Here is a 23,224-nt window from a genome sequence, read left to right on the forward strand (position 1 = left end):
CCTGCTCAGGTGGCTGAAGGGTTTTTTGTCCCTCTTGATCGCTCTCTTCCAACTCCGGCCCAAGCCGGTCGCCGCTTAGAGCCCGGATTGTTCACGGTCGACTGCGTAAAAACAAAGAGATAGAGCGGTTTGGCGTTTCCGTGAAACGGTGAACCGTTCTAGACCCCTTTCTGCTTCGCTTTCAGCTCCAACCGCCGCGCGTGCAGCACCGGTTCGGTGTAGCCATTGGGCTGGACACGGCCCTTGAAGACCAGGTCGCAGGCGGCGAGGAAGGCAATCGAATTGTCGAAGTCGGCGGCCATCGGCTGGTAGAACGGGTCGCCCTCGTTCTGGCGGTCGACGATCGCGGCCATGCGCTTCATCGTCTCCATCACCTGGCCCTCCGTGCACACGCCGTGATGCAGCCAGTTGGCGATGTGCTGCGAGGATATGCGCAGCGTGGCGCGGTCTTCCATCAGCCCGACATCGTTGATGTCGGGCACTTTCGAACAGCCGACGCCCTGGTCGATCCAGCGCACGACATAGCCCAGAATGCCTTGCGCGTTGTTGTCGAGTTCGCGCTGGATCTCGCCCGGAGTCCAGTTCGGCCGCACGGCTACCGGCACCGACAATATGTCGTCGAGCTTGGCCTTGGGCCGGCTCTTCAGCGCCGCCTGGACGGCGTGGACATCGACCTTGTGGTAGTGCGTGGCATGCAGCGTCGCCGCCGTCGGCGACGGCACCCAGGCGGTGTTGGCGCCGGCCTTGGGATGGGCGATCTTCTGTTCGAGCATCGCCGCCATCAGATCGGGCATCGCCCACATGCCCTTGCCGATCTGGGCGTGGCCGGCCAGGCCGCATTCGAGCCCGACGTCGACATTCCAGGCCTCGTAAGCGGAAATCCAGGCAGCTTGCTTCATGTCACCCTTGCGGATCATCGGGCCGGCTTCCATCGAGGTGTGGATCTCGTCGCCGGTGCGGTCGAGGAAGCCGGTGTTGATGAACACCACGCGCTCTTTCGCCGCGCGGATCGCTTCCTTGAGGTTGACGGTGGTGCGCCGTTCCTCGTCCATGATGCCCATCTTGATGGTATTCCTGCCCATGCCGAGCAGGGCTTCGACACGGTCGAAGATCTCGACGGCGAAGGCGACCTCCTCCGGCCCATGCATTTTTGGCTTTACCACATACATCGAGCCGGCGCGGGAATTGGCGCGACGTCCCTTCGGTCCGACGTCGTGCAGCGCGATCAGCGCCGTCAAAGTGGCGTCCAGGATGCCTTCCGGCACTTCGCTGCCGTCGCGGTCCGTTATCGCCGGATTGGTCATCAGGTGGCCGACGTTCCTGACCAGCATCAGCGAGCGGCCGGGCACGGTCAGCGTGCCGCCGGCGGGCGCTGTGTAGGAGCGGTCCGGGTTGAGCTTGCGGGTGAACGTCTTTCCGCCCTTGGTGATCTCTTCGGCAAGGTCGCCCTTCATCAGGCCGAGCCAGTTGCGGTAGACGACGACCTTGTCTTGCGCGTCGACCGCCGCGACCGAATCCTCGCAGTCCTGGATGGTGGTCAGCGCCGATTCCAGGATGACGTCGGCGATCCCTGCCGGATCGGTGCGGCCGATCTGGTTGTTGCGGTCGATGACGATCTCGATGTGCAGCCCATTCCTGACGAGCAGCACGGCATCGGGATTGGCCGCGTCGCCACGGTAGCCCACGAATTGCTTGGGGTTGGCCAGCGTCGTGGAGCCGGCGCCGGCGCTCAGCCGCAACGCACCGTTGGTCACCGACAGACCGTTCACCCCTGCCCATTTTCCCAAGGTCAGCGGGGCGGCCTCATCGAGAAAGGCCTTTGTCCAGGCGACGACCTTGGCGCCGCGCGCGGGGTTGAATCTCCCGCCCTTTTCAGCGCCGTCCGTCTCCGGAATGGCGTCGGTGCCGTAGAGCGCATCATAGAGCGAACCCCAGCGCGCATTGGCGGCGTTCAGCGCATAACGGGCATTCATCACCGGCACGACCAGCTGCGGCCCGGCGACATCGGCAATCTCGGGGTCGACGTTTTCAGTGGTGACGCTGAAGGCCGGGCCTTCAGGAACGAGATAGCCGATCTCCTTGAGGAAAGCCTTGTAGGTCTCCATGTCGACGGGCGCGCCATTGTCGCGATACCAGCCGTCGAGTTTTTCCTGCATGGCGTCGCGCTTGGCCAGCAGCGCGCGGTTCTTCGGCGCGAGGTCGTGGACTATGACCGAGAAGCCGCTCCAGAACGCGTCGGCCGTGATGCCCGTACCGGGCAACGCCTCGTCGACGACGAAGTCATGAAGTTCGCGGGCGATCCGCAGTCCGGCGATTTCGACGCGATCGGTCATCAGCTTGTCTCCAGACGAAAGGCTCGGCGGGCCTTTGGCATGTCAGGTTTGCAGGGTCAATTCGGCTTAAGGTGAAGGGAACGTTTAGGCAAGGTTGGCGAAGCTGCCGGATCTCCCCCCTCGAGGGGGAGATGGCCGGCAGGCCAGAGGGGGTCGGTTCGACCGGGTACGACCTCTTGCGGCTGTCGGAAGCCGGCGCTCGACGTGAGACGACCCCTCTGTCGCCTTCGGCGACACCCCTCAAGGGGAGAGATCGCTAAACCGCAATGCGCGGCCTTCCCGAGGCCACCGCCACCACATGCGCCTCGATGAACATGCGCTGGGCTTCGACCGTGGACACGCGGAACTCGGTGGCGACCTCGATCTCGGCGCTGTCGGTGCCGGCATCCCTGGCCCGCTGGGCGGCAATGGCCCGCACATCGGCCTCGGCCGCCGCGATCGCCGCCGCCTCGTCGAGGAAGTCGCGCACCGTTTCACCCGAGGCAAGACGAAACAGCCCTTCCTTGGGCTGACTGACCCGCGCCTCGGCCGACACCCTGACCTGACCGACGACGGCGCCGAGCGCATTGGCGACGTCGGTATCCTCAGGCACCACGCAGTCATTGCCGATCAGCGGCGGCAGGCCGGCATAGTGCAGCGGGGCGGAAGCGCCAAGGCCGATAAGCGGCCGGTCGAGCGCGACGCTCAGCCGGGCGATGCCGGGGTGCGCGTCGACGGCACGCTGCACCAGCGCGTGCGCCACGGTCGCCGCGCCATCGAGCCCATCCTCGGCAAAGGCGGTTTCGAGGATCACTTCGGCCGACCAGCGCGTCAGCGTCACCAGCACCCGCTCCGAGAGCGCCTCCGGCGAGGCGGCGATCGGCTGGCCACGGCCGTCGCGCCTGCGGGCGAATAGTTCGGCGCCCAACCGAGCGGCGGCAGGATCCCAGTTCGCCTGCTTGCCCAGCACATGGGCGGCGTCCGACGGGGTGAATCCGGCTATATGCACCAGGCCGCGCGACACCAGCCGGTTGAGCGTCGCGTTCTGCGCGTTCGAGGTGAGTAATTTGTCAACGGCAAGCGGGACCGCGCCGATCACCTCGTAAAGTCGGGCTTCAGCCCCAGTGAGGCCGGCGGCAAGCCGCTCCGGCACGCCGGTGCGAACCGCGAAGCGGCCATCCATGCGGCCTGGGTTGGGCGCGCGCAGCTGGCGTTCGAGTTCGTTTGTGACCGCCTTGCCGTGCGCCATGCCAGCCAGCGCCAACGGCACCAGGCGGCGCGGCCCGAGCAGAATCTTCGGGTTGAGCGCGCCGTCCTCAAGCGCCACCTCGGAATCGCCGCCGAGGCCGAAGGTGCGCATGGCAACGGCCTCGACCATGGTGCGGAAACCGCCGACAGTGGCGCCTTCCGGGTCAAGCCGGGGGCGGCCGTTGTCGAGCACGGCGACGTCGGTGGTGGTGCCGCCGATATCGGAGACCACGGCATCGTCGAGCCCGGTCATATGGCGGGCGCCGACCAGGCTGGCGGCCGGGCCGGAGAGGATGGTCTCGATCGGCCGCTGGCGTGCAAATGCCGCCGATACCAGCGCGCCGTCGCCACGCACCACCATCAGGGGGGCCACGATGCTGCGCGCCTCCAGAAAGCCTTCGGTAGCCGCAACCAGCCGGTCGATCATCGAGATCAGCCTGGCGTTGAGCAATGTCGTCAATGCCCGGCGCGGGCCGCCGAGCTTTGCCGACAATTCGTGGCTCGATGTGACCGGCAGGCCGGTCCTTTCGCGGATCAGCTCGCGCGCGGCGATCTCATGCGCCGGATTACGGGTGGCGAAATAGGAGCAGACGGCAAAGCCGGACACCGAGGCGCCGAGTTCCGGCAAGGCGGCCTCCAGTCCGGACAGATCGAGCTTGGCGGCATTGCCGTGCACGTCGTGGCCGCCGGGGCAGAACACCACCGGGTCGGTGCCGAGCGCGGCCTTCAGCCCGTCGCGGGCGAGGTCGCCCTCGGAAAAGCCGATCATCACCAGCGCCACACGGCCGCCCTGGCCCTCGACGAGTGCGTTGGTGGCAAGCGTGGTCGACATCGAGACCAGCTTGATCGCCGCGGGATCGGTGCCGGCTTTTTCGAGCACCGCGCCGACGGCGCCCGAAATGCCGACGGCCAGATCATGCCGCGTCGTCAACGCCTTGGCCTTGGCCAGCACCTTGCCCTTGTTCGGTCCGTGCTGCGGACCCTCGGTTTCGGACCACAACACGGCATCGGTATAGGTGCCGCCGGTGTCGATGCCGAGGAAAAGGGGGGTTGGCTTGGTCTTGGCGGTCATTGCTCTTGGCGGTCCGATTTACCTGCCCAGCCCATTAGCCGATACGGAGCGAGCGATAAAGCCGCGAGCGCTGGGCCAAGGGAGGAGTTCGATCTCCCCGCGAGAGGGGAGATCGGCAGCCTCGGCCGTGGCGTCAACTTACGCGACGAACCCCACCTTCTTGTGCGTGCCATCGCAAAACGGCTTGTTGGCCGAATGGCCGCAGCGGCACAGGAACGTGCGTGTCGTGCGCTCGACCGTGTGGCCTGTGCCGGTGACGATTTCCAGATTGCCTTCGAGTTTTAACGGGCCGTTGGTGGTGGGCGTCACTTTGAGCGGCCCATTGCGCGCGTCGAGCGCCGGCGTGTCCTTCAGCGCCGGTTCGCCGGTGGCGGTGAAACCCGATTTGTTGTGGCTGCCGTCGCAGAACGGCTTGTTTTCCGAGGCGCCGCAGCGGCAGAGCGTGGCGCGATAAGATGTCGAGCCGTCGAGCATGATTTCGGCCTGCACGGCAAGCGGACCGTTTTCCCGCAGCCGCACGGTGTTGACCACCGGCGGTTTTTCCTGTGGCCCGCCATCCTTGCGGACATAGGTGATGGCGCCGGAGGGGCAGCTTTCGGCAATGGCGACGATTTTCTCGACGCTTGCCGCGTCGGGGTGGATCCATTGCCCCGGCGCGTTGGGCACGAAGACATGCGGGTCGCCGAGCACGCAATTGCGCGAATGGATGCAGCGTCGCCCCGAAAAGCCGACATCGATCTTCTCGCCTTCGACGGTGCCGGCCATTGCGGGTGATCCTTTCGCCTGAAGCACATCTCGCTCGAGCAGGCACGATGTGCTTTGGGTATTCGCCTTCGTACAGGCTATGGCGCTGGCAGGAAGACCGTCAAGCTGGCAATCCGATCAAGGGACCAGATTGATTTCCTCGGTCTCGCCGCCGCTGCAGGTATAGCAGCAATCATCGCATTTTTCCTTATTGCCTGGACCGACGCCCCAATAGGTGCCTTCGTCGCCATCGACCCAAGCGCCGTAGCAGATGGATTCGCCTTCCTCGCAGGAGATCGGCAGCTGCTTGGTCTCGCCGTCATCGAGGTAGAAGTCCTTGCCGTCACCCGGCCAGACATAGTCGCGGTCCTGGCTGTAGAGTTCGACGCGCATGGCATTGGGATGGCTGTTCTTGACGGCAAAGGTAACGTCGCCCGCATGCGCCGCAGGCGTGACCAGCATGATGAGAGACAGCGCGGCCAGCGTGCGGCGCGCATAAGCGTAAGACATGACAACCCCCTGAAACAAACGGCCCACCCGGCCGCACGGCGAACATCGCATGCTGCGGGCGGCCGCTAAAGGGATGATTGCAACAATCCCCCGACTGATTTTGGGGGTATCGGCATGCCATTTTTCCTTCTCTTGTGGGGGAGAGCAGGAAGCGCCCCGTCACGGTACCAGATCGATCGTCTCGGTCGAATGTTCCACGCAGATGAAGCAGCAGGTGTCGCAGGGCAGGTCGTTGTCCGGCCCGACGCCGGCGGAGATGCTGTCGTCGCCGTTGACCCAGGCGCCGTAGCAGATGTGCTCCCCTTCATTGCAGGACAGCGGCACCGATTTCTGCGAGCCCGGATCGATCAGGAACACCTTGTCATCGCCCGGCCAGACCGTTTCGCGGTCGCGGCTGAACAGTTCGACCGCAACCGCTTGCCTGCGCAGGTTCTTGACGAAGAAAGCCATGTCGGCGGCCTGCGCCGACGTAGTGAGAACCAATGCCGAAAGCACAGCCATGCGAAACAGCGTCACGGTCGGACCTCCCGAATCATTCGGGGAGAATCGCACGGACGTTCCGAACTAGGAAGGCGTCCGCCTACCTGCGCCTGCCTGGACCGCTCCGCGCGAACATATGGTGGCGGGCACGGATCGAGGCGGAGCGCGGGCCAGCCATTCAGGTTAACGAAGTCGTAAGTGGTTGCTTAACAGTTCGCGGCTATGTCACGCCCGGGGGGCCTGACAAAGTGAGCATGATGAGCAACAGCCCCGAAAAGCGCAGCGAATGGCGCGCCATTCTTCATGTACAGGCGCGCGTCGCCGTCCTGTTCGTACCCGTCGTTGCCAGCCTGCTGATCATAGCCGCACTTGCCGGCAACGAACGCAAATCAGTTCCTGACGTCGACCGGACCGTTACCGGGTCGATAAGGTAGGCAGAGTCGCTGCCCGAATTCTGATCGGGCGCTTGCACGGCCGAGAACGCGCGACGCCAGGGATGATCGCGCAGGGCAACGGCGGGATGCCGACGATCAGGCAAAGAAAAAGCCCGGACGAACCGGGCTTTTTCTTTTGGTCTCTGAACCGTCGAGCGGCTCGAAACGGGAATTTGGTGCCCAGAAGAGGACTCGAACCTCCACTCCTTGCGGAACACGGACCTGAACCGTGCGCGTCTACCAATTCCGCCATCTGGGCTGGTGCGGGCTCAATAAGCGGGCAAGTCCCTACTGTCAACGCGCTTTTTTCAAACGCGTCGCCGGGTGTTGGCTCAGCCTTCCAGCACTTCTTTCGAAGCCACCGTGGAATCGGCGTTGAGCGTGTAGATGACCGGCACCCCGGTGCCGAGTTCCAGCTTGACGATCTCCTCGCCCGACTTGCCGTCCAGCGCCATGACCAGGGCGCGCAGCGAATTGCCGTGCGCGGCAACCAGCACGGTACCGCCGCGCAGAACATGCGACTGCATGTCATGCAAATAGTAGGGCCAGACGCGCGCGCCGGTGTCCTTCAGACTTTCGCCGGCGGGCGGCGGCACATCGTAGGAGCGGCGCCAGACATGCACCTGCTCTTCGCCCCATTTCTTGCGGGCATCATCCTTGTTCAAGCCGGAGAGATCGCCGTAGTCGCGTTCGTTCAGCGCCTGGTCGCGGATGGTCTTCAGATCGCTTTGGCCGACCGCGTCGAGAATGTGCTGGCAGGTTTTTTGCGCCCGGATCAGCGCCGAGGTGAAGGCGATGTCGAATTTCAGGCCGCGTGCCTTGAGTTTTTGGCCGGCGGCCTTGGCCTCGGCGTGGCCCTGTTCGGTCAGGTCGACGTCGCGCCAGCCGGTGAACAGGTTCTTCAGATTCCATTCGCTCTGGCCGTGGCGCACGAGCACGAGGGTTCTCGACATGTTTGCTCCCTTCAAGTTGGCAGATTGGCAGGTTGGCAGATGGGCCGCTCACCTCAGCCCGAGCACGTCCCGCATCGAATACAGTCCAGGCTTCTTGCCACGCGCCCACAAGGCCGCCTTGACGGCGCCACGGGCGAAGATGGCGCGATCCTCGGCATGGTGGGACAGCGTGATGCGCTCGCCGGTGCCGGCCAGCATCACGCTGTGATCGCCGACCACCGAGCCGCCGCGCAGCGTGGCGAAGCCGATCGAGCCGGTCTTGCGCACCCCGGTGTGACCGTCGCGGACACGCACATCGTTGCCGGCAAGCGCGATGCCGCGCCCGGTGGCGGCTGCCTCGCCGAGCAGAAGTGCCGTGCCCGACGGTGCGTCGACCTTGTGCCTGTGGTGCATTTCGAGGATCTCGATGTCGAAATCGTCTGCATCGAGCGCGCGTGCCGCCTGTTCGACCAGCACCGCCAGCAGATTGACGCCGAGGCTCATATTGCCCGATTTGACGATCGTCGCGTGACGCGCCGCCGCCGCGATCTTCGCATCGTCGTCGGCCGAGCAGCCCGTCGTGCCGATGACATGGACGATGCGCGCCTGCGCCGCATAGCCGGCGAATTCGACGGTCGCAGCCGGCGCGGTGAAGTCGAGCACGCCGTTGGCCTTGGCGAAGGCCGGCAGCGGATCGTCGACGATCGGTACGTTGATGATGCCGATGCCTGCGAGTTCACCCGCATCCTTGCCGAGATAGGGCGATCCCGCACGCTCGACGGCGCCGGCAACACGCGCCCCGGGCATGGTGTGGATAGCGCGGATCAGCGTCTGGCCCATGCGGCCGGCCGCGCCGACGACGACCAGGCCCATATCGGTCATATCGGTTGCGGGCGTATCGCTCATGTCGTGCTCCCGGCAATGCTCTGCGTCTCAAAACCTCGAGCCGAAGTCTGGATCGGTGCGCTGTCGTCGACGAGCCCCAGGCCCTTGACGCCCTGTATCCGGTGGAAACGGGCATAGACGCTATGCGGATCGGCCATCAGCGAGGCATGCGTGCCTTCCTCGACCAACCGGCCCTGCTCCATGACGATGATGTGGTCGGCGTTGACCACCGTCGACAGCCGATGCGCGATAACGATGGTGGTGCGGCCTTCCATGACCTGGGTCAGCGCCTGCTGGACACGGGCTTCGGCCTCGTTGTCGAGCGCCGATGTCGCCTCGTCGAGCAGCAGGATCGGCGCCTGGCGGACGATGGCGCGAGCGATCGATACACGCTGGCGCTGGCCGCCCGACAGCGTCACGCCGTTCTCGCCGACCGGCGTGTCGTAGCCCTGCGGCTGCTGGCGGATGAAATCGTCGGCCGCCGCCTGTCGCGCGGCCTGCTCGATCTCGCCGTCGGTAGCGCTCAGCCGGCCGTAGCGGATGTTGTCGCGAATGCTGCCTTCGAACAGATAGGGCTGCTGCGAGACATAGGCGATGGAGTTGCGCAGCGACTGCTTGGTGATCTTCGAGATGTCCTGGCCGTCAATCTCGATGCTGCCCGCCTCGACGTCGTAGAAGCGTTGCAGCAACGCCACCAGCGTCGTCTTGCCGGCGCCCGACGCGCCGACTATTGCCGTCACCTTGCCGGCGGCGGCGACGAAACTCAGGTCCTGAAGCACCGGCGCCTCCTCGACATAACGGAAGGACACGTTGTTGAAGCGCACTTCGCCGGAGGTGAAATTCGCCTCGGCCGCGCCCGACACATCGCCCTGCTGCGGCTCGATGTCGAGAAGCTCGTAGATCATGCGCGCATTGACCAGCGCGCGCTCCATGCCGACCTGCATTCGCGCCAGCCGGCGGGCGGGATCATAGGCGAGCGTCAGCGCGGTAATGAAGGAAAACACAGCACCCGGCGGCTGGCCAAGGACGGTGGCCTGGTAGCCGGAATAGGCGATGACGCTGGCGAAAGCGATGCCGGCCAGGAGTTCGGAAACCGGCGTCAGCCGCTCGGAGACGCGAGCGATCTTGTTCGACCGCTGTTCGGCGTCATCGGCGAGCTTGCTGATCCGGCGCGACAGCTCATCCTCCATGGTAAAGGCCTTGACGATGGCGATGCCTTGCGTGGCCTCCTGCATGGCGCCGATCAGCCGCGAATTGATCTGCACCGATTCGCGGGTGATGCGCCGCACCCGGCGCATCAAATAGGTGACGGTCCAGATCAGCGGCGGCCCGATCAGCAGCGAGCTCAAGGAGAGAATCGGGTCCTGATAGATCATGACGCCGACCAGGCCGATCAGCGAGACGGCGTCGCGCGCCGTCGAGGTCACCGTCATCGACAAAAGGTCGCGAATGCCGTTGACGTTCTCGTTGACCTGCGCCGCCAGCCGGCCGGAGCGGGTGTCGTTGAAGAAGCTGACGCCGAGCTTCATCAGATGGTTGAAGATGCGCTGCTGGTAGCGCGCCACCAGATTGTTGCCGATCCTGGCCATCGTCACCGCCTGGCCGTAGCCGGCAAGCCCGCGCAGGATGAATGCCCCCAGCAGTGCGGCGCATATCCACGGGATCAGATCACCGCGCCGCTCGTAGAAAATCTGATTGACGACCGGGCTCATGATCCAGGCGGCAAGCGCCGTCGTCGCCGACACCGTCAGCAGGCAGAGGATCGTGAAAATATAGGCCCCACGATAATCGCGGCCGTTTTCTCGGAGGATGCGGCGGATGACCGCCACGATCTCGCCCGCACGGGGTTTCGAAAAATTTGGGGGCTGAGGTGTCAAATCGGGCGCTTCACAGGTTTCCGCTTCCCGCGGCCGGGCAATTCGGCACCCCTCTTAGCGCCAAGGGGCCGGCTTGCCTATGCCTTGGGGTGACTAACTTCGTCGCGCCAGCGCCTTCCCGCCGTCTGGACGCCGAACAGCGAGGGGTTGCGGGCATAGGCGGCAAGACCCAGAAGCGCTGCCAGCGGGTGGGTGATGACATAGACGGGCATGGTGCGCATCAGCGCGCTGTGCGGCGCCTTGTCTTCGAAGGCGGCGCGGAAATTCCCTTCCTTCAGCGCCGGCACGATTTTTTGTGCGATGCCCCCGGTGAGAAAGACGCCGCCACGGCTCATGAACACCAGAGCGAGATCGCCGGCGGTACGGCCGAGGCAGGTGACGAAGGTCTCCAGCGCTTCCTGCGCAACCGGATCGGACTTCGCCAGCGCCGCAGCGGTGATCTCGGCCGGCGTGGTGAAGGGCGACGGCTTGCCGTCGGCCTTGGCCACGGCCCGGTAAACGTTGACAAGACCGCGTCCGCACAGGATCTGCTCGCCCGAAATGCGGCCCTCGAGCTTCTCGATATGCGGGAATACCTCGTAGTCACGTGGTGTGCGCGGGCCGATGTCCATATGGCCGCCTTCGCCGGGCACCGGTATCCAGTGGCGCAGCGCATGGACCAGTCCGGCGACGCCGAGCCCGGTTCCAGGACCGAGCACCACGCGCCCGGCATTTGGCTCCGGCGTACCGCCGCCGATCTTTTCCATGTGCTCCTCGCCGAGCGCGACGACGGCCAGCGCCTGCGCCTCGAAATCGTTGAGCACGACGATATCGCTCAGGCCGAGGCTGGCGAACATCTCTTTCGGCTTGACGATCCACGGGCAGTTGGTGAGCTCGATCTCGTCGCCGTCGACCGGACCGGCCACCGCCAGCACCGCCGAATTGGGGCGGATCGAGGAGCGGTCGAGGACCGCCGCCTGGATCGCCTCGTCGATGGTGCCGTAGTTGGCCGTCTGCACGATCGCAGGCTCGCCCGGCTCGGAATTGGCATCGAGCACGATCGAGAAGCGCGCATTGGTGCCACCGATGTCGCCGATAAGAATCGGAAACCGCAGCGCTGTTTCGTCTTCACCTGCCATGCTCTTTGTCCGTCCCATTCTGACGGCTTCTCACCGCCTCGTCGTTGACTAACGCATGACCTTGCAAAGGGAAAGCCGCCGACGCCAGTTCTCGGGGGCAATCCTATCCTGCGTTCGCGCTGCCCCTGCCTGCTGGCAGGCGGATGAGGGGCGCGCCGATTTGGACGCTTGGTCCTGGCGTCAATTCCTTGGCGGCCGTGACCGCGGCACCGGCACGCCGATCTCGGGCGTTGCCGTGAAAGCGTTCAGCGCGCTCGGCAAAGCGGGCGCACCGCTGGCCGCGGTGGCGGGCAGGGAAGGCGCTTCAGGTTCCGCCGGCGGAACGGCCGCGACCGGCACGGCGCCGCCCTGGTAGGTAGCGGCTTCGGCCGAGGCCGGCCCTGGCGCGTCGAGAACGACCCGGCATTGCTGGGGCAGGTTCGCCATCGTCATCAGGTCGCGCGCCTTGGGCGCATCCGGGTTCTTGTTGGGACGCCAGGGTTCCTCGGTGAACCACCAGGCCAGCGGCTTGCCGCAGCCGTCATCCGCCGGGGTCGCCTCCTGCGCCCGGCAGTCGGGCGAGCCCGGCTGGCACCCGATGCGCATGTGAAAATGATAGTCATGGCCCCAGAACGGCCTGACCTTGCGCAGCCAGCCGCGGTCGCCCTTGACGGTGTCGCAGAGCTTTTTCTTGATACCCGGATTGACCAGGATGCGTTCTACTTCCGCATAGCTGGCCGCCCGCTTCAGCAGCCTTGTATGCGCCGGCGTCCACAGCGCGTCCTTCACGAGATGCGTCTTCTCGTCGACCATCAACGTGGCGCTCATGCTCTCGCGCTGCGCCGCCGACAGCGGGCGGCTGGGCATAGGCGTCAACCAGATATCGGCGTCGAGGCCGATCTGGTGCGAGGCGTGGCCGGTCAGCATCGGGCCGCCGCGCGGCTGCGAAATATCACCGATCAACAGACCCGGCCAGCCGTCGGCATGGGCGTCACGCGCCAGCTTTTCGATCAGCGCGATCATCGCCGGGTGGCCCCAGCGGCGGTTGCGCGACGGCCGCATCACCTCCCAGCTCGGGCCGTCCATGGGAATGGCGACGCCGCCGGCAAAACAGCCCTTGGAATAGAAGCCGATCGACTGCGCCGATGTCGCGGCAGGCAGTTTCTTGGCGCCAAACAGATCTTTCGCCCGTTCCTCGGCCGCTGCCGGCTGCGCGGCGAGCCCGGTCAGAGCAAGCAGTGCAGCCGCGAGAAGCGCCCTTCCGCCTAGAGACGATGGCATCGATGCCTTCATGAATCCCACCCCTCCTCACCTTGAATCGCCGAATCATATCACGCCCGCCGCGCGGCTTCGATCATCCGCGCTTCATCGGGCTGCGCGCTTCGCCGTCTCGCCAGTCGCCGCTGGCCCACATATGGTCGAAGGCGGCGCGGTAGTCCGGAAAGCGAAACCGATAGCCCGCCGCCTTGATCGCCGCATTGGCGACGCGTTTGTTCTCGCCATAGAATGACCGCGCCATGGGCGAAAGTTGGGCGGCGTCGAAGGGAATTTCGGGCGGTGGTGGGACACCCATCAGCGAAGCGGCATAGGCGACGACGTCCTGCGGGGGCGCCGGAAGGTCGTCGGTAACGTTGAAGATACCGCCTGTATTGGCTTCGATGAGTTGCCAGAGAGCACCTGCGATGTCGTCGCAATGGATGCGGTTAAACACCTGGCCCGGCTTGACCAGCCGCCTTGCGGTGCCGTTTTCCAGATTGACCAGGGCGTTGCGACCCGGACCATAGATGCCGGACAAGCGCAGGATCGCCACAGGCCGGCCGATTTCCCCGCCCAGTCGTAGCCAGTCCTGCTCGGCCTCGACCCGCATCACCGAGCGCTTGGACACCGGCCGGCATAGCGCTGTTTCGTCGACCCAGGCGCCGCCATGATCGCCATAGACGCCCACGGTCGAGAGATAGCCGATCCATTCCAGCGCCGGCATCCGGGCGATTGCCTCTCGGGCAGCATTCAGCACGGGATCTCCGGCCTCTTCCGGCGCGACCGATATCACCAGATGCGTCGTTTTGTTCAGCGCATCGCCGATTTCATCGGTCAGCGCGCCATCGAACAGCAGCGGTGCGATGCCGGCCTGCCGCAGCGCCTCGAATTTCTCCGGTGAACGCGTCGTGCCCAGGATCACGGCGGCCCCTTGTGTGGCTCGGGCAAAAGCCTTGCCGGCTCGGGCAAAAGCCTTGCCGGAATAGCCGGCACCGAAGATGAAGACCTGTTTTTCGCTCATGGATTTGCCTTGCTTGGCCACGCCAGAAACCATTCCTCGCGCACCGCCGCGTCGCTCTCGGTTTTCAGGCCGGCAGCGGCCCGCTCGGAATATTCCGCGTCGGACACGAGCCGCGTCAGCGCCCATATTGACGCGCCCCGCACCAACGGCGAGACGTCCTCCAGCAAGGCACGCACCGCGCCCGCCAACGAAATATCGCCGGAATTGCCGGCAGCGATAAGCACGTTGCGGATAAAACGGTCGCGGCCGATGCGTTTTATCGGCGAGCCGGAGAAGAATGCGCGGAAGGCAGCGTCGTCCAATTGCAAAAGCTCGGCGAGCGTCGGCTCGCGCAAATCGTCGCGCGCGGCGAGCTTGGCCTCCGAAGCCGCCCGGGCGAACTTGTTCCACGGGCAGGCCGCGAGGCAGTCGTCGCAGCCATAGATGCGGTTGCCGATCTTGTCGCGGAATTCATGCGGGATCGGCCCCTTGTTCTCTATGGTGAGGTAGGAGATGCAGCGCCGCGCGTCGAGCCGGTAGGGTGCCGGAAAGGCGTCGGTTGGGCAGGCATCGAGGCAAGCGCGGCAGGAACCGCAATGGTCGATCTCGGCGCGGTCGGGCGCAAGTTCGGCCGTGGTGAAGATGGTGCCCAGGAACAGCCAGGAGCCATGTTCGCGGCTGACCAGGTTGGTGTGCTTGCCTTGCCAGCCGAGCCCGGCAGCCTCCGCCAGCGGCTTTTCCATGACGGGTGCGGTGTCGACGAAAACCTTCACGTCGCCGCCGGCGCGCGCCACGATCTTGCCGGCGATCTCTTTCAGCCGGCCTTTCATCACATCATGATAGTCGCGGTTTTGCGCATAGACGGAGATGGCACCCCGGTCGCGCCTGGCCAGCACTTCGCGCGGATCGCGGTCCGGGCCGTAATTCATCGCCAGCACGATGATCGAGCGCACTTCCGGCCAAAGCGCTGTCGGCGCGCCGCGACGTTCGAGCGTCTCGGCGATCCAGTCCATCGAGCCGTGAAAACCGTCGGCGACGAATTCGGCCAATCGCGCCGGCGCCAGCGGAATCGCGTCGGGGGTGGTGACGGCCACGGCATCGAAGCCGGCGCGACGCGCCTCTGCGTCGATCAGCGCGCGCAGTTTTGACGCGTCAGAAGTCGAGGTCCGCATAATGCGACACCGGCGAAAGACCGCGCACGCGGTCGGTCAAAAGCGGCCGGAAGGAGGGCCGCGACTTGACCCGCGTGTACCACTCGCGCGCCGCGGCATGTTCGCGCCAGTCGACCTCGCCGAGATAATCGAGAACGGACAGCGTCGCCGCCGCCGCGAGATCGGCATAGGTCACTCTGCTGCCGGCCAGCCAATGACGGGTGCCGGCCAGCCAGTTGGTGTATTTCATGTGCTGGCGGATGTTAGCGCGGGCCGCACGGATCGCGGCCGAATCCGGCGAGCCGCCGCCCGCCGTCTCCGGCATCACCGGCTTCAGCACGCGCTCGCGCACCAGATGCCTCGTCACTTCGCTCTCGGCCTTGTTGAGATACCAGTCGGTCAGCCGGCGGATTTCGGCGCGCTGCATCGGGTCCTCGGCGAACAGCCGCTTGTCGCGCTTCAAGACGCCGCGCGTCTCGTCGAGATATTCCGAGATCACCGTTGCGCCGACGATCGGCACGTCGCCTTCCGCCAGCAGGATCGGCAGCGTGCCGGCAGGGTTCAGCGCCAGGAACTCCTTGCGCCGCGTCCAGGGCTTTTCCTCGATCAGGGCCAACTCCTCGCCATATTCGCCGAAAGCGAGGCGGACGAAGCGACAAGTGGCGAACATGGGATGATGGAAAAGCGTCAGCATGGTTCCGCGATGATAAAGCGCACTGGCGAATCGCCGGGCGCACCGGTAAGTCTTGGCCGCCCGGTTAGCGGGCCGTCAGGGTGCTGCGACCTATAGGGGGAGTTGCGGGCCATGACAAGCAAGCCGTCCCGCCAATGCCGAGGGTGCCATGGAAAGCCAGACCATTGTCGAAGCCCTGCTGCTCGGCCTGCTGGAGGGGTTGACCGAGTTCATACCGGTGTCCTCGACCGGCCATATCCTGCTCGCCGGGCATTTCCTCGGCTTCCATTCGACTGGCAAGGCTTTCGAGATCCTGATCCAGCTCGGCGCCATCCTGGCGATTCTCAGCGTCTATTTCCGCCGTTTGTGGCAGATGCTGTTCGAACTGCCCCATGACCGGCTGACGCGACATTTCGCCATCGGCATACTGATCGCCTTCCTGCCGGCAGCGGTGATCGGCGCATTGGCGCATGATTTCATCAAGACCATCCTGTTCGAATCGCCGCGGCTGATCTGCATCATGCTGATCATCGGCGGCGTCGTGCTGCTGGCGGTGGACCGCATGAAGCTGAAGCCGATGTACCGCGACGTCGAGCGGTTCCCGACCAGGCTCTATCTGCAGATCGGGCTTTTCCAATGCCTGTCGCTCATTCCGGGCACGTCGCGCTCGGGTTCGACGATCGTCGGTGCGCTGCTTCTGGGCGTCGACAAGCGGGCAGCCGCGGAGTTCTCGTTCTTCCTGGCCATACCGACGATGGTCGGCGCCTTCGCCTTCGATCTGTTCAAGAACCGCAATGTGCTGACATCAGCCGACCTGCCCATCATAACCGTTGGCTTCGTTGCCGCCTTCGTCACGGCGCTCATCGTCGTTCGATACCTGCTCGATTACGTCTCGCGCAACGGCTATTCGCTGTTCGGCTGGTGGCGGCTGGTGGTCGGTGTCGTCGGGCTGGCGGCGTTGATGATCTGGGGGTGAGGAGCGGGCGGAAAGCCAATTGGCTTTCCGAACGACGAACGCCCCGAGCATGCGAAGGGCGAGCAACCTCAACTCCGTCCATAGAACGCGTTCTCGACATGCACCGGCCAGCGCCAGGGCAGCACCGCGACCATGTCGAAACGCATCGACAATCTGCCATAGTCGGGCTGGCGCGACAGCCAGATGTCGGCGGCCCCTTCGATGCGGCGCTCCGATTCGCGGCCGATCGCCTCCATGGCTTCCATCAGCGTGCGGCGCGCCTTGACCTCGACGAACAGCACGAGGTCGCCGCGCCGCGCGATCAGGTCGATCTCGCCGAAGCGGGTGCGGTGGCGGCGCGCGAGAATGCGGTAGCCCTTCAGCATCAGCGCTGCGGCCGCCAGCCATTCGCTGCGATGGCCGCGCCGATAGGCTTTTTGGCGGCTGGCGCTGGGGCGGTGCTCAGCCACTGCCGGAACTTTGTTCGACCATGATCTTTCCCGAAAACCGGTTTCCACTTTTCGGGATCATGGTCTGTCCCTAAGCTCCAGCAGCCGCCGGTAGAGCGCCTGTTTCTGGCCGCCGGTCATTTTCGCGGCTTCCGCCGCCGCCTTGGAGGCCGGCATTTCGGCGGCGAGCGACAGCAGCAGGCGGTCGATGTCGGCAGGTTCCTCGGCCTTGGCCTCGGCCGGACCGACGCAGACGACGATCTCGCCCTTTGGCGTATCGGCCGCCGCGTAATGGTCGGCGAGCGTTTGCAACGTGCCGGTGCGCATCTCCTCGAAGGTCTTGGTCAATTCCCTGCCGATCGCGGCCTTGCGCTCGCCGCCGAGGGCTTCGACCATGGCGGCGAGGGAGTCTGCCAGCCGGCGCGGCGATTCGAAGAAGATCAGCGTCGCCGGCACCGCCTTGAGGGCCTCCAGCCGCGTCAGCCGCTGCCCGGTCTTTACCGGCAAAAACCCGGCGAACATAAAGGCGTCCGACGGCAGGCCGGATGCGGTCAGCGCGGCGAGCGGTGCCGACGGACCTGGGATCGGGACGACGCGGATGCCAAGGTCGAGCGCCTCGCCGACCAGCCGGTAGCCGGGATCGGAGACCAGCGGCGTGCCGGCGTCGGAAATCAGCGCCACGCTCTGTCCGGCTTGAAGGGCCGCGATCAGCTTCGGCCCGGCCTCGCCGGCATTGTGCTCGTGATAGGCCGTGGTGCGGCGGCGAATGCCGTAGCGGTCGAGCAGCACGCGCGACACCCGTGTGTCCTCGCAAGCGACGATATCGGCGGCGGCCAGCGTCTCCAGCGCGCGCAGCGTGATATCGGCGAGATTGCCGATCGGCGTCGCCACCAGATAGAGCGCCATTTCGAGCGGTCGGGCCGCGATCTCGGTCTGTCCGACCACATAACTGCGCTTGCCAGTTTCGCCGGTCACCGATGCATCTCCGTTCAACCCCTGTTTGGCACGGCCGGCGCCGGGTTGCAAAAGCCGACATCGGTCCTCTCGCCATTCCTTTGCCACAGTAGGGAACGAAACCGGGTTCGGCAGATTTACCCCTGAATCCGGAGGAGGACAGGATGGACAGACTGACCAAAGAGCTCGCCGCAAGCACCTTGCCCGAGAGAGTGACACTTTCCGAAACCGACAGCACGACGGAGCACTGACCGGACGATGCCCAATCGCTTCGATATCTTCATCACCCGTCTTGAAACCAAGAGCTCCCGCAACGGCGTGCCGCATCCCTCGATAGGCGACCAGCACCGCGCCCGACGCGACAAGGACGACGCCAAGCCGGTTCGCTCTGGAGAGGCGCATGCCGAAAAGGAGCGCGGCAAACACCGCCACAAGCACGACGCTTAGCCGAGCAAGTTTGGCAGAGACGGCTCTCCTTCGTCGTCCCAAGACGGGGCAAGGAGCGAAGCGACGCAAAATGAAAGCCGATCGGTAGCGTACCTTCGCACCCCCCTCTGCCCTGCCGACACTAGGTTCGGCACTCGCCTCGTAGAACCTATCGCGCGAGATCGGCCACCACGGCGTCGAGCACGATCATGCCGGCCGGCGTGGCGCGCAGCCGGGTGTTGCCGATCGGCGCGACCAGACCTTCGCCCTGCAACACCGACAGCCGTGCGCTCGACAGGCCGCGTCCGGAGAACGCCTCGTAGCGCGAAAGGTCGATGCCCTCGGCCAATCGCAAGCCCATCAGCAGGAATTCGTCGGCTTCTTCGGAGCGCGTCAGGATCTCGCCACCGGTGACGCCATGGCCCTTGGCCTCGACCAGATTGGCCCAGGTTTCCGGCATCCGCTCGGCGATCGTCACCACGCGGCGGCCATTCTCGACGAAGCGGCCATGCGCGCCGGGGCCGACGCCGACATATTCGCCATAACGCCAGTAGGTCAGATTGTGCCGGCTCTCGGCGCCCTGCCGGGCATGATTGGAAATCTCGTAAGCCGGCAAACCATGCGCGGATGTGATCTCCTGCGTCAACGCATAGAGGTCGGCGGCGTGGTCATTATCGGGAATAGTGAATTTCTTGGCCGCATGCAGGGCGTGAAATGGGGTGCCTTCCTCGATGGTCAGCTGGTAGAGCGACAGGTGGTCGGCGGCATGGCCGATTGCCTGTTCAAGCTCGGCCTGCCAGGCCTCGGGCGTCTGGCCGGGCCGCGCATAGATGAGATCGAAGGAGAGCCGCGGAAAAATCTCACGTGCAAGACCGATGGCGTGCAGTGCTTCCTCGACATTGTGCAGCCGGCCGAGGAAGCGCAAATCCTTGTCGTTCAGCGCCTGCACCCCGAGCGAGACGCGGTTGACGCCCGCCGCCCGGTAGCCGCGAAAACGCTCGGCCTCGACCGAGGACGGGTTTGCTTCCAGCGTCACCTCAATGCCGGCCGGAACGGTCCAGTACTTCGCTACCGCATCCAGGACCCTGGCCACCGTTTCCGGCTTCATCAGCGATGGCGTGCCGCCGCCGAGGAATATGCTGGTCACTTCTCGTGGCCCGGTGCGCTCGCGCATCGTCGCGAGTTCCGCCTCGAAAGCGCTCGAAAAACGGTCCTGGTCAACCGGCTGATGGCGGACATGGCTGTTGAAGTCGCAATAAGGGCATTTGGCCGCGCAGAACGGCCAATGCACATAGACGCCGAAGCCCGGGCTGCGGTCGAGCAGCATGGTCATGTCGAACCCGTTCGCGCCAGATTCAATCGTGCCTCGGCGAATTTCTGGAAAGCCCGGGCGCGGTGCGACAGCGCGGCCGACTGGCCGGGCTTCCAGCCGTGTTTCTCCTCAGCACTCATCTCGCCAAAGGTCTTGTCGAAGCCATCCGGCAGGAAAACCGGGTCGTAGCCGAAGCCGAGTCCGCCGCGCGGCGGCCAGACCAGCGTGCCTTCGGCCTCGCCGCGATAATATTCGGCCTCGCCGTCGGGGAACGCCAGGCATATGACGGCGACAAAGCGCCCCTTGCGCTGTTGCGGCAAGGCGGCTCCGACTTCCTGCAGTGCCACTTCGGTGCGCTGCATGGCCATGCCGAAATCGCGCGACCCGTCGGGGGTTTCGGCCCAGTTGGCGGTATAGACGCCTGGCGCGCCGTCAAGCGCGTCGACGCACAGGCCGGAATCGTCCGACAGCGCCGGCAGGCCAGTGGCTTTAGCGGCGGCGAAGGCCTTGATATAGGCGTTTTCCTCGAAGGTGGTGCCGGTTTCCTCCGGCTCCGGCAGGCCGTATTCCTTGGCCGATTTCGCCTCGAAACCGAACGGCGCCATCAGGTCGGCGAATTCGCGCAGCTTGCCGGCATTGTGGCTGGCGACGACGATCTTCTTTCCGTCGAGTGAATGCATCAAAGTCCCCAGATTCTCGGCTCGGCGAATTCGATCGAATTGCCGGAGGGATCGCGGATATAGATCGAGCGGCCGCCTTGCGGCCATTCGAATTCGCTTTCGATGGCGATCTTCTTCGCCTTCAGATGGGATTTCCAGCGGCTGATTTCATCGGCGGTCGCGGCAAAGCAGAGATGGCCTTCGCCGACCGCGCCGTGCGGCGGCACTTTCAGCCGCGCGTCGGGCGCCGGCGGGATCTTGGTCGCCTCGGCGTTGAAGATCAGCAGCACGCCGGGGCCGCAGCGGAAGAAGAGGTGGCGGCCCTCGACCTTGCCGAGGAGGTCAAGGCCGAGGATATCGGTGTAGAACGCTTCCGCTGCGGAGAGATCGGTGACGTAGAGGGCCGATTCCAGGATTGCGGAAGGAGTCACGCTCAAGATAGGCATTTGAAAACTACGCCACCGCCATCTGCTGCAGGCTGACCAGGCGCTGGATGCCTTTCTTGGCCAGGCCCATCAGCTCGGCGAACTGCCCTTCCGAAAAAGGTTCACCCTCGGCGGTGCCCTGGATCTCGACGATGCCGCCCTTGCCGGTCATGACGAAATTGGCATCGGTGCCGGCGGCCGAATCCTCGATATAATCGAGGTCGATGACCGGCTGGCCGTCATGGATGCCGCAGGAAATCGCCGCGACGTGGTCCTTCAGCACCTTGGCGACGCTGGTCATCTGCCGTGCTTCCATCCAGCGCAGGCAATCGTAAAGCGCGACCCAGCCGCCGGTGATCGAGGCGGTGCGGGTGCCGCCATCGGCTTGTATGACGTCGCAGTCGACGGTGATCTGCTGCTCGCCGAGCGCCTGCAGGTCGACCACGGCGCGCAAGGAGCGGCCGATCAGCCGCTGGATTTCCAGCGTGCGGCCGCCCTGCTTGCCGGCGGAGGCCTCGCGGCGCATGCGCTCTCCGGTCGAGCGTGGCAGCATGCCGTATTCCGCCGTCACCCAGCCCTTGCCGGAATTGCGCATCCAGCCCGGCACTTTTTCCTCCAGGCTGGCGGTGCACAGGACATGCGTGTCGCCGAATTTCACCAGGCACGAGCCTTCGGCATGCTTGGAGACGCCGCGCTCGAAGGATATGGCGCGCATTTCGTCGAATTGGCGTTTGGAAGGGCGCATTCAGGCTACTTTCTCGTTCATTTTTCGGAATCTTGGCCGGCTTGTAGCCGCATGGGACGGATGGCGCAAAGGAAAATGGCCGAGCGATCTGACACAGACACCGGGTGATCTGACGCAGACACCGGTTGCGCGGGCCGGGCGGAAGTCTATATCCTTAAGCCGGAGGTTTTTGGCGCAATGACCAAGGCAGTCGATCCGAACTCGCAGGCGCCCGCGCTTCAATCCCTCGACATGCGTTCGCGCGACATCTTCCGGCGCATCGTCGATTCCTATCTCAGGGACGGCGAACCGGTGGGATCCCGCAGCCTGTCGCGTATCCTGCCGTCCTCGCTGTCGCCGGCCACCATCCGCAACGTGATGAGCGACCTCGAGCACCTTGGCCTGATCTATGCGCCCCACATCTCGGCCGGCCGGCTGCCCACGCAGGCCGGGCTGCGCTTCTTCGTCGATGCCTTCATGGAGCTTGGCGACCTTTCCGACGAGGAGCGCCGCAGCATCGAGGCGCAGGTGCGGGCCTCCGGTTCGGGCGCCACTCTGGAGCACATGCTGACCGAGGCCAGCCAGATGCTGTCGGGCATGTCGCGCGGCGCCGGCCTGGTCCTGGCCGCGAAGAACGAGGTCGCGCTAAAGCATATCGAATTCATCCAGCTCGAGCCGACCAAGGCGCTGGCGGTGCTGGTGTCACAGAACGGCGATGTGGAGAATCGCGTCATCGAGCTGCCGGCCGGCATCACCGTGTCGCAACTGCACGAAGCCTCGAACTTCCTCAACGCCCATATTCGCGGCCGTACGCTGGCCGAGGCGCGGACCGAGATCGCCCGCATCAAGGAAGAGACCAGGGCAGCGCTCGACACGCTGTCGCAGGACCTTGTCGAGAAAGGCCTGGCGGTTTGGGCCGGTGCCGAAAGCGGCCTGCCGGCGCGGCTCATCGTGCGCGGCCGCGCCAATTTGCTCGAAAACGTCACGGCCCAAGCCGATATCGAATTGCTGCGGCACCTGTTCGAGGACATGGAGACGCAGGACGGGCTGATCCAGCTGCTTGACCTTGCCGAGCAGGGATCGGGCGTGCGCATCTTCATCGGCTCGGAAAACAAGCTGTTTTCGCTGTCGGGCTCGTCGCTGGTCGTCGCGCCCTATCGCGACAAGGACGCCCGCGTCGTCGGCGCGCTCGGCGTCATCGGCCCGACGCGGCTGAACTATGCCCGCATCGTCCCGATGGTCGACTATACGGCGCAGCTGATTTCCCGCATGCTGCGCTAAGGCGCTGATACTCAGGTGATGCCGGCCTGCGAATGGCGGCTTCCCGCGCTTCCGAAGAACAGGCTGCCGAGGAGAAAAAGAATGGCGCTCGAAGAATTCAAGGCCCGCATCAGCCTGCTGCTCGAGGAGATGGTCAACCAGCCGGAGGATCAGCACGAAATCCAGGAACAGTTGCGCGAAAAACTGCGGGAGATGCGCGCCATGGGGCTGCCGCTGCCGGCCGATCTCGTCGCGCTGGAAAAACGCCTGGATGACGATTTCTACGCCGCCGGCAACTGAGCCTGGAAGTGGTCTGCCTTCAACTCGTCGTGTAAAGCGGAACGATCGGCGAAACCTGCCGTTCCTGACCCGTGACCAATGTTGGAGG

The 23,224-nt window shown here is 65.0% G+C and carries 24 protein-coding genes and 1 tRNA gene; 5 read left to right on the forward strand and 20 right to left on the reverse strand.

What is annotated here, in order from left to right; genetic code table 11:
- Positions 1–158 precede the first annotated feature (158 nt).
- The 5 genes from NKI49_RS28355 to NKI49_RS28375 all read right to left on the reverse strand — a co-directional run bounded on the left by NKI49_RS28355 (position 159) and on the right by NKI49_RS28375 (position 6,402).
- Entirely contained in the window at positions 159–2,333 is a 2,175-nt protein-coding gene (locus NKI49_RS28355; protein ID WP_352606808.1) for a malate synthase G, read from the reverse strand.
- 256 nt (positions 2,334–2,589) lie between these two features.
- Entirely contained in the window at positions 2,590–4,632 is a 2,043-nt protein-coding gene (locus NKI49_RS28360; protein ID WP_352606806.1) for a hydantoinase/oxoprolinase N-terminal domain-containing protein, read from the reverse strand.
- Between the two features lie 138 nt (positions 4,633–4,770).
- Entirely contained in the window at positions 4,771–5,397 is a 627-nt protein-coding gene (locus tag NKI49_RS28365) for a CDGSH iron-sulfur domain-containing protein (protein ID WP_352606804.1), read from the reverse strand.
- A gap of 117 nt (positions 5,398–5,514) precedes the next feature.
- A complete protein-coding gene (locus tag NKI49_RS28370) occupies positions 5,515–5,886 on the reverse strand; it encodes a hypothetical protein (protein WP_352606802.1) in 372 nt (123 codons plus the stop codon).
- A 159-nt stretch (positions 5,887–6,045) separates the two neighbouring features.
- Positions 6,046–6,402, reverse strand: coding sequence for a hypothetical protein (locus NKI49_RS28375; RefSeq protein WP_352606800.1), 357 nt, complete (start codon positions 6,400–6,402; stop codon positions 6,046–6,048).
- 221 nt (positions 6,403–6,623) lie between these two features.
- On the opposite strand from NKI49_RS28375, the gene NKI49_RS28380 reads away from it, so the two are divergent.
- Complete coding sequence (locus NKI49_RS28380) at positions 6,624–6,800, forward strand: hypothetical protein (protein ID WP_352606798.1); 177 nt, start codon at positions 6,624–6,626, stop codon at positions 6,798–6,800.
- A gap of 174 nt (positions 6,801–6,974) precedes the next feature.
- Here the strand turns inward: NKI49_RS28380 and NKI49_RS28385 are convergent.
- From NKI49_RS28385 to NKI49_RS28425, 9 genes are all read right to left on the reverse strand, one after another.
- A tRNA-Leu gene (locus NKI49_RS28385) sits at positions 6,975–7,059 on the reverse strand.
- A 73-nt stretch (positions 7,060–7,132) separates the two neighbouring features.
- Positions 7,133–7,753 (reverse strand): 2,3-bisphosphoglycerate-dependent phosphoglycerate mutase, encoded by a 621-nt coding sequence (locus NKI49_RS28390; protein ID WP_352606796.1) that lies wholly within the window; start codon positions 7,751–7,753, stop codon positions 7,133–7,135.
- Between the two features lie 48 nt (positions 7,754–7,801).
- On the reverse strand, positions 7,802–8,614 hold the full coding sequence (gene dapB / locus NKI49_RS28395; RefSeq protein WP_502899603.1) for a 4-hydroxy-tetrahydrodipicolinate reductase: 813 nt from the start codon (positions 8,612–8,614) through the stop codon (positions 7,802–7,804).
- Positions 8,615–8,634: 20 nt separating this feature from the next.
- A complete protein-coding gene (locus NKI49_RS28400; RefSeq protein ID WP_352606792.1) occupies positions 8,635–10,494 on the reverse strand; it encodes an ABC transporter ATP-binding protein in 1,860 nt (619 codons plus the stop codon).
- A gap of 77 nt (positions 10,495–10,571) precedes the next feature.
- Entirely contained in the window at positions 10,572–11,612 is a 1,041-nt protein-coding gene (locus tag NKI49_RS28405) for a glucokinase (protein ID WP_027026904.1), read from the reverse strand.
- 180 nt (positions 11,613–11,792) lie between these two features.
- The gene (mepA, locus tag NKI49_RS28410) at positions 11,793–12,872 is read right to left on the reverse strand and encodes a penicillin-insensitive murein endopeptidase (protein ID WP_502908801.1); all 1,080 of its coding nucleotides are present in this window, start codon (positions 12,870–12,872) and stop codon (positions 11,793–11,795) included.
- Positions 12,873–12,945: 73 nt separating this feature from the next.
- Positions 12,946–13,869 (reverse strand): SDR family oxidoreductase, encoded by a 924-nt coding sequence (locus NKI49_RS28415; protein WP_352606787.1) that lies wholly within the window; start codon positions 13,867–13,869, stop codon positions 12,946–12,948.
- Positions 13,866–15,020 carry a tRNA epoxyqueuosine(34) reductase QueG gene (gene queG, locus NKI49_RS28420; RefSeq protein ID WP_352606785.1) on the reverse strand — a complete coding sequence of 385 codons (1,155 nt, stop codon included), beginning with the start codon at positions 15,018–15,020 and terminating at the stop codon, positions 13,866–13,868. The genes NKI49_RS28415 and queG overlap by 4 nt, the downstream gene beginning before the upstream one ends.
- On the reverse strand, positions 15,001–15,693 hold the full coding sequence (locus NKI49_RS28425; RefSeq protein ID WP_352606783.1) for a glutathione S-transferase family protein: 693 nt from the start codon (positions 15,691–15,693) through the stop codon (positions 15,001–15,003). Before NKI49_RS28425 ends, queG begins: the two co-directional genes overlap by 20 nt.
- A 148-nt stretch (positions 15,694–15,841) precedes the next feature.
- Between NKI49_RS28425 and NKI49_RS28430 the strand changes: the two genes are divergently transcribed.
- On the forward strand, positions 15,842–16,648 hold the full coding sequence (locus NKI49_RS28430; RefSeq protein WP_352606781.1) for an undecaprenyl-diphosphate phosphatase: 807 nt from the start codon (positions 15,842–15,844) through the stop codon (positions 16,646–16,648).
- Between the two features lie 68 nt (positions 16,649–16,716).
- On the opposite strand, the gene NKI49_RS28435 is transcribed toward NKI49_RS28430, so the two are convergent.
- Complete coding sequence (locus NKI49_RS28435) at positions 16,717–17,097, reverse strand: YraN family protein (protein ID WP_352606779.1); 381 nt, start codon at positions 17,095–17,097, stop codon at positions 16,717–16,719.
- A gap of 57 nt (positions 17,098–17,154) precedes the next feature.
- Positions 17,155–18,051: a 16S rRNA (cytidine(1402)-2'-O)-methyltransferase gene (rsmI, locus tag NKI49_RS28440; RefSeq protein ID WP_352606777.1), complete on the reverse strand. Its 897-nt coding sequence runs from the start codon at positions 18,049–18,051 to the stop codon at positions 17,155–17,157.
- Between the two features lie 237 nt (positions 18,052–18,288).
- On the opposite strand from rsmI, the gene NKI49_RS28445 reads away from it, so the two are divergent.
- The gene (locus NKI49_RS28445; RefSeq protein WP_352606775.1) at positions 18,289–18,477 is read left to right on the forward strand and encodes a hypothetical protein; all 189 of its coding nucleotides are present in this window, start codon (positions 18,289–18,291) and stop codon (positions 18,475–18,477) included.
- 148 nt (positions 18,478–18,625) lie between these two features.
- On the opposite strand, the gene hemW is transcribed toward NKI49_RS28445, so the two are convergent.
- Genes hemW through rph form a run of 4 tightly spaced genes read right to left on the reverse strand, consistent with a single transcriptional unit; the run spans position 18,626 to position 21,597 of the window.
- Entirely contained in the window at positions 18,626–19,789 is a 1,164-nt protein-coding gene (gene hemW, locus NKI49_RS28450) for a radical SAM family heme chaperone HemW (protein WP_352606773.1), read from the reverse strand.
- A complete protein-coding gene (rdgB, locus tag NKI49_RS28455) occupies positions 19,786–20,448 on the reverse strand; it encodes an RdgB/HAM1 family non-canonical purine NTP pyrophosphatase (protein WP_352606771.1) in 663 nt (220 codons plus the stop codon). The genes hemW and rdgB overlap by 4 nt, the downstream gene beginning before the upstream one ends.
- A complete protein-coding gene (locus NKI49_RS28460) occupies positions 20,448–20,858 on the reverse strand; it encodes a VOC family protein (protein WP_352606812.1) in 411 nt (136 codons plus the stop codon). Before NKI49_RS28460 ends, rdgB begins: the two co-directional genes overlap by 1 nt.
- Before the next feature lie 22 nt (positions 20,859–20,880).
- Positions 20,881–21,597, reverse strand: a complete 717-nt coding sequence (gene rph, locus NKI49_RS28465; RefSeq protein WP_352606769.1) for a ribonuclease PH — start codon at positions 21,595–21,597, stop codon at positions 20,881–20,883.
- Positions 21,598–21,774: 177 nt separating this feature from the next.
- On the opposite strand from rph, the gene hrcA reads away from it, so the two are divergent.
- Both hrcA and NKI49_RS28475 read left to right on the forward strand, forming a co-directional pair.
- Complete coding sequence (gene hrcA, locus NKI49_RS28470; RefSeq protein WP_352606767.1) at positions 21,775–22,857, forward strand: heat-inducible transcriptional repressor HrcA; 1,083 nt, start codon at positions 21,775–21,777, stop codon at positions 22,855–22,857.
- Positions 22,858–22,938: 81 nt separating this feature from the next.
- Positions 22,939–23,136 carry a hypothetical protein gene (locus NKI49_RS28475; protein ID WP_352606765.1) on the forward strand — a complete coding sequence of 66 codons (198 nt, stop codon included), beginning with the start codon at positions 22,939–22,941 and terminating at the stop codon, positions 23,134–23,136.
- The last annotated feature ends 88 nt before the right edge of the window (positions 23,137–23,224 follow it).

It is taken from the genome of Mesorhizobium sp. M0587, from assembly GCF_040320945.1.
Lineage (GTDB): Bacteria > Pseudomonadota > Alphaproteobacteria > Rhizobiales > Rhizobiaceae > Mesorhizobium.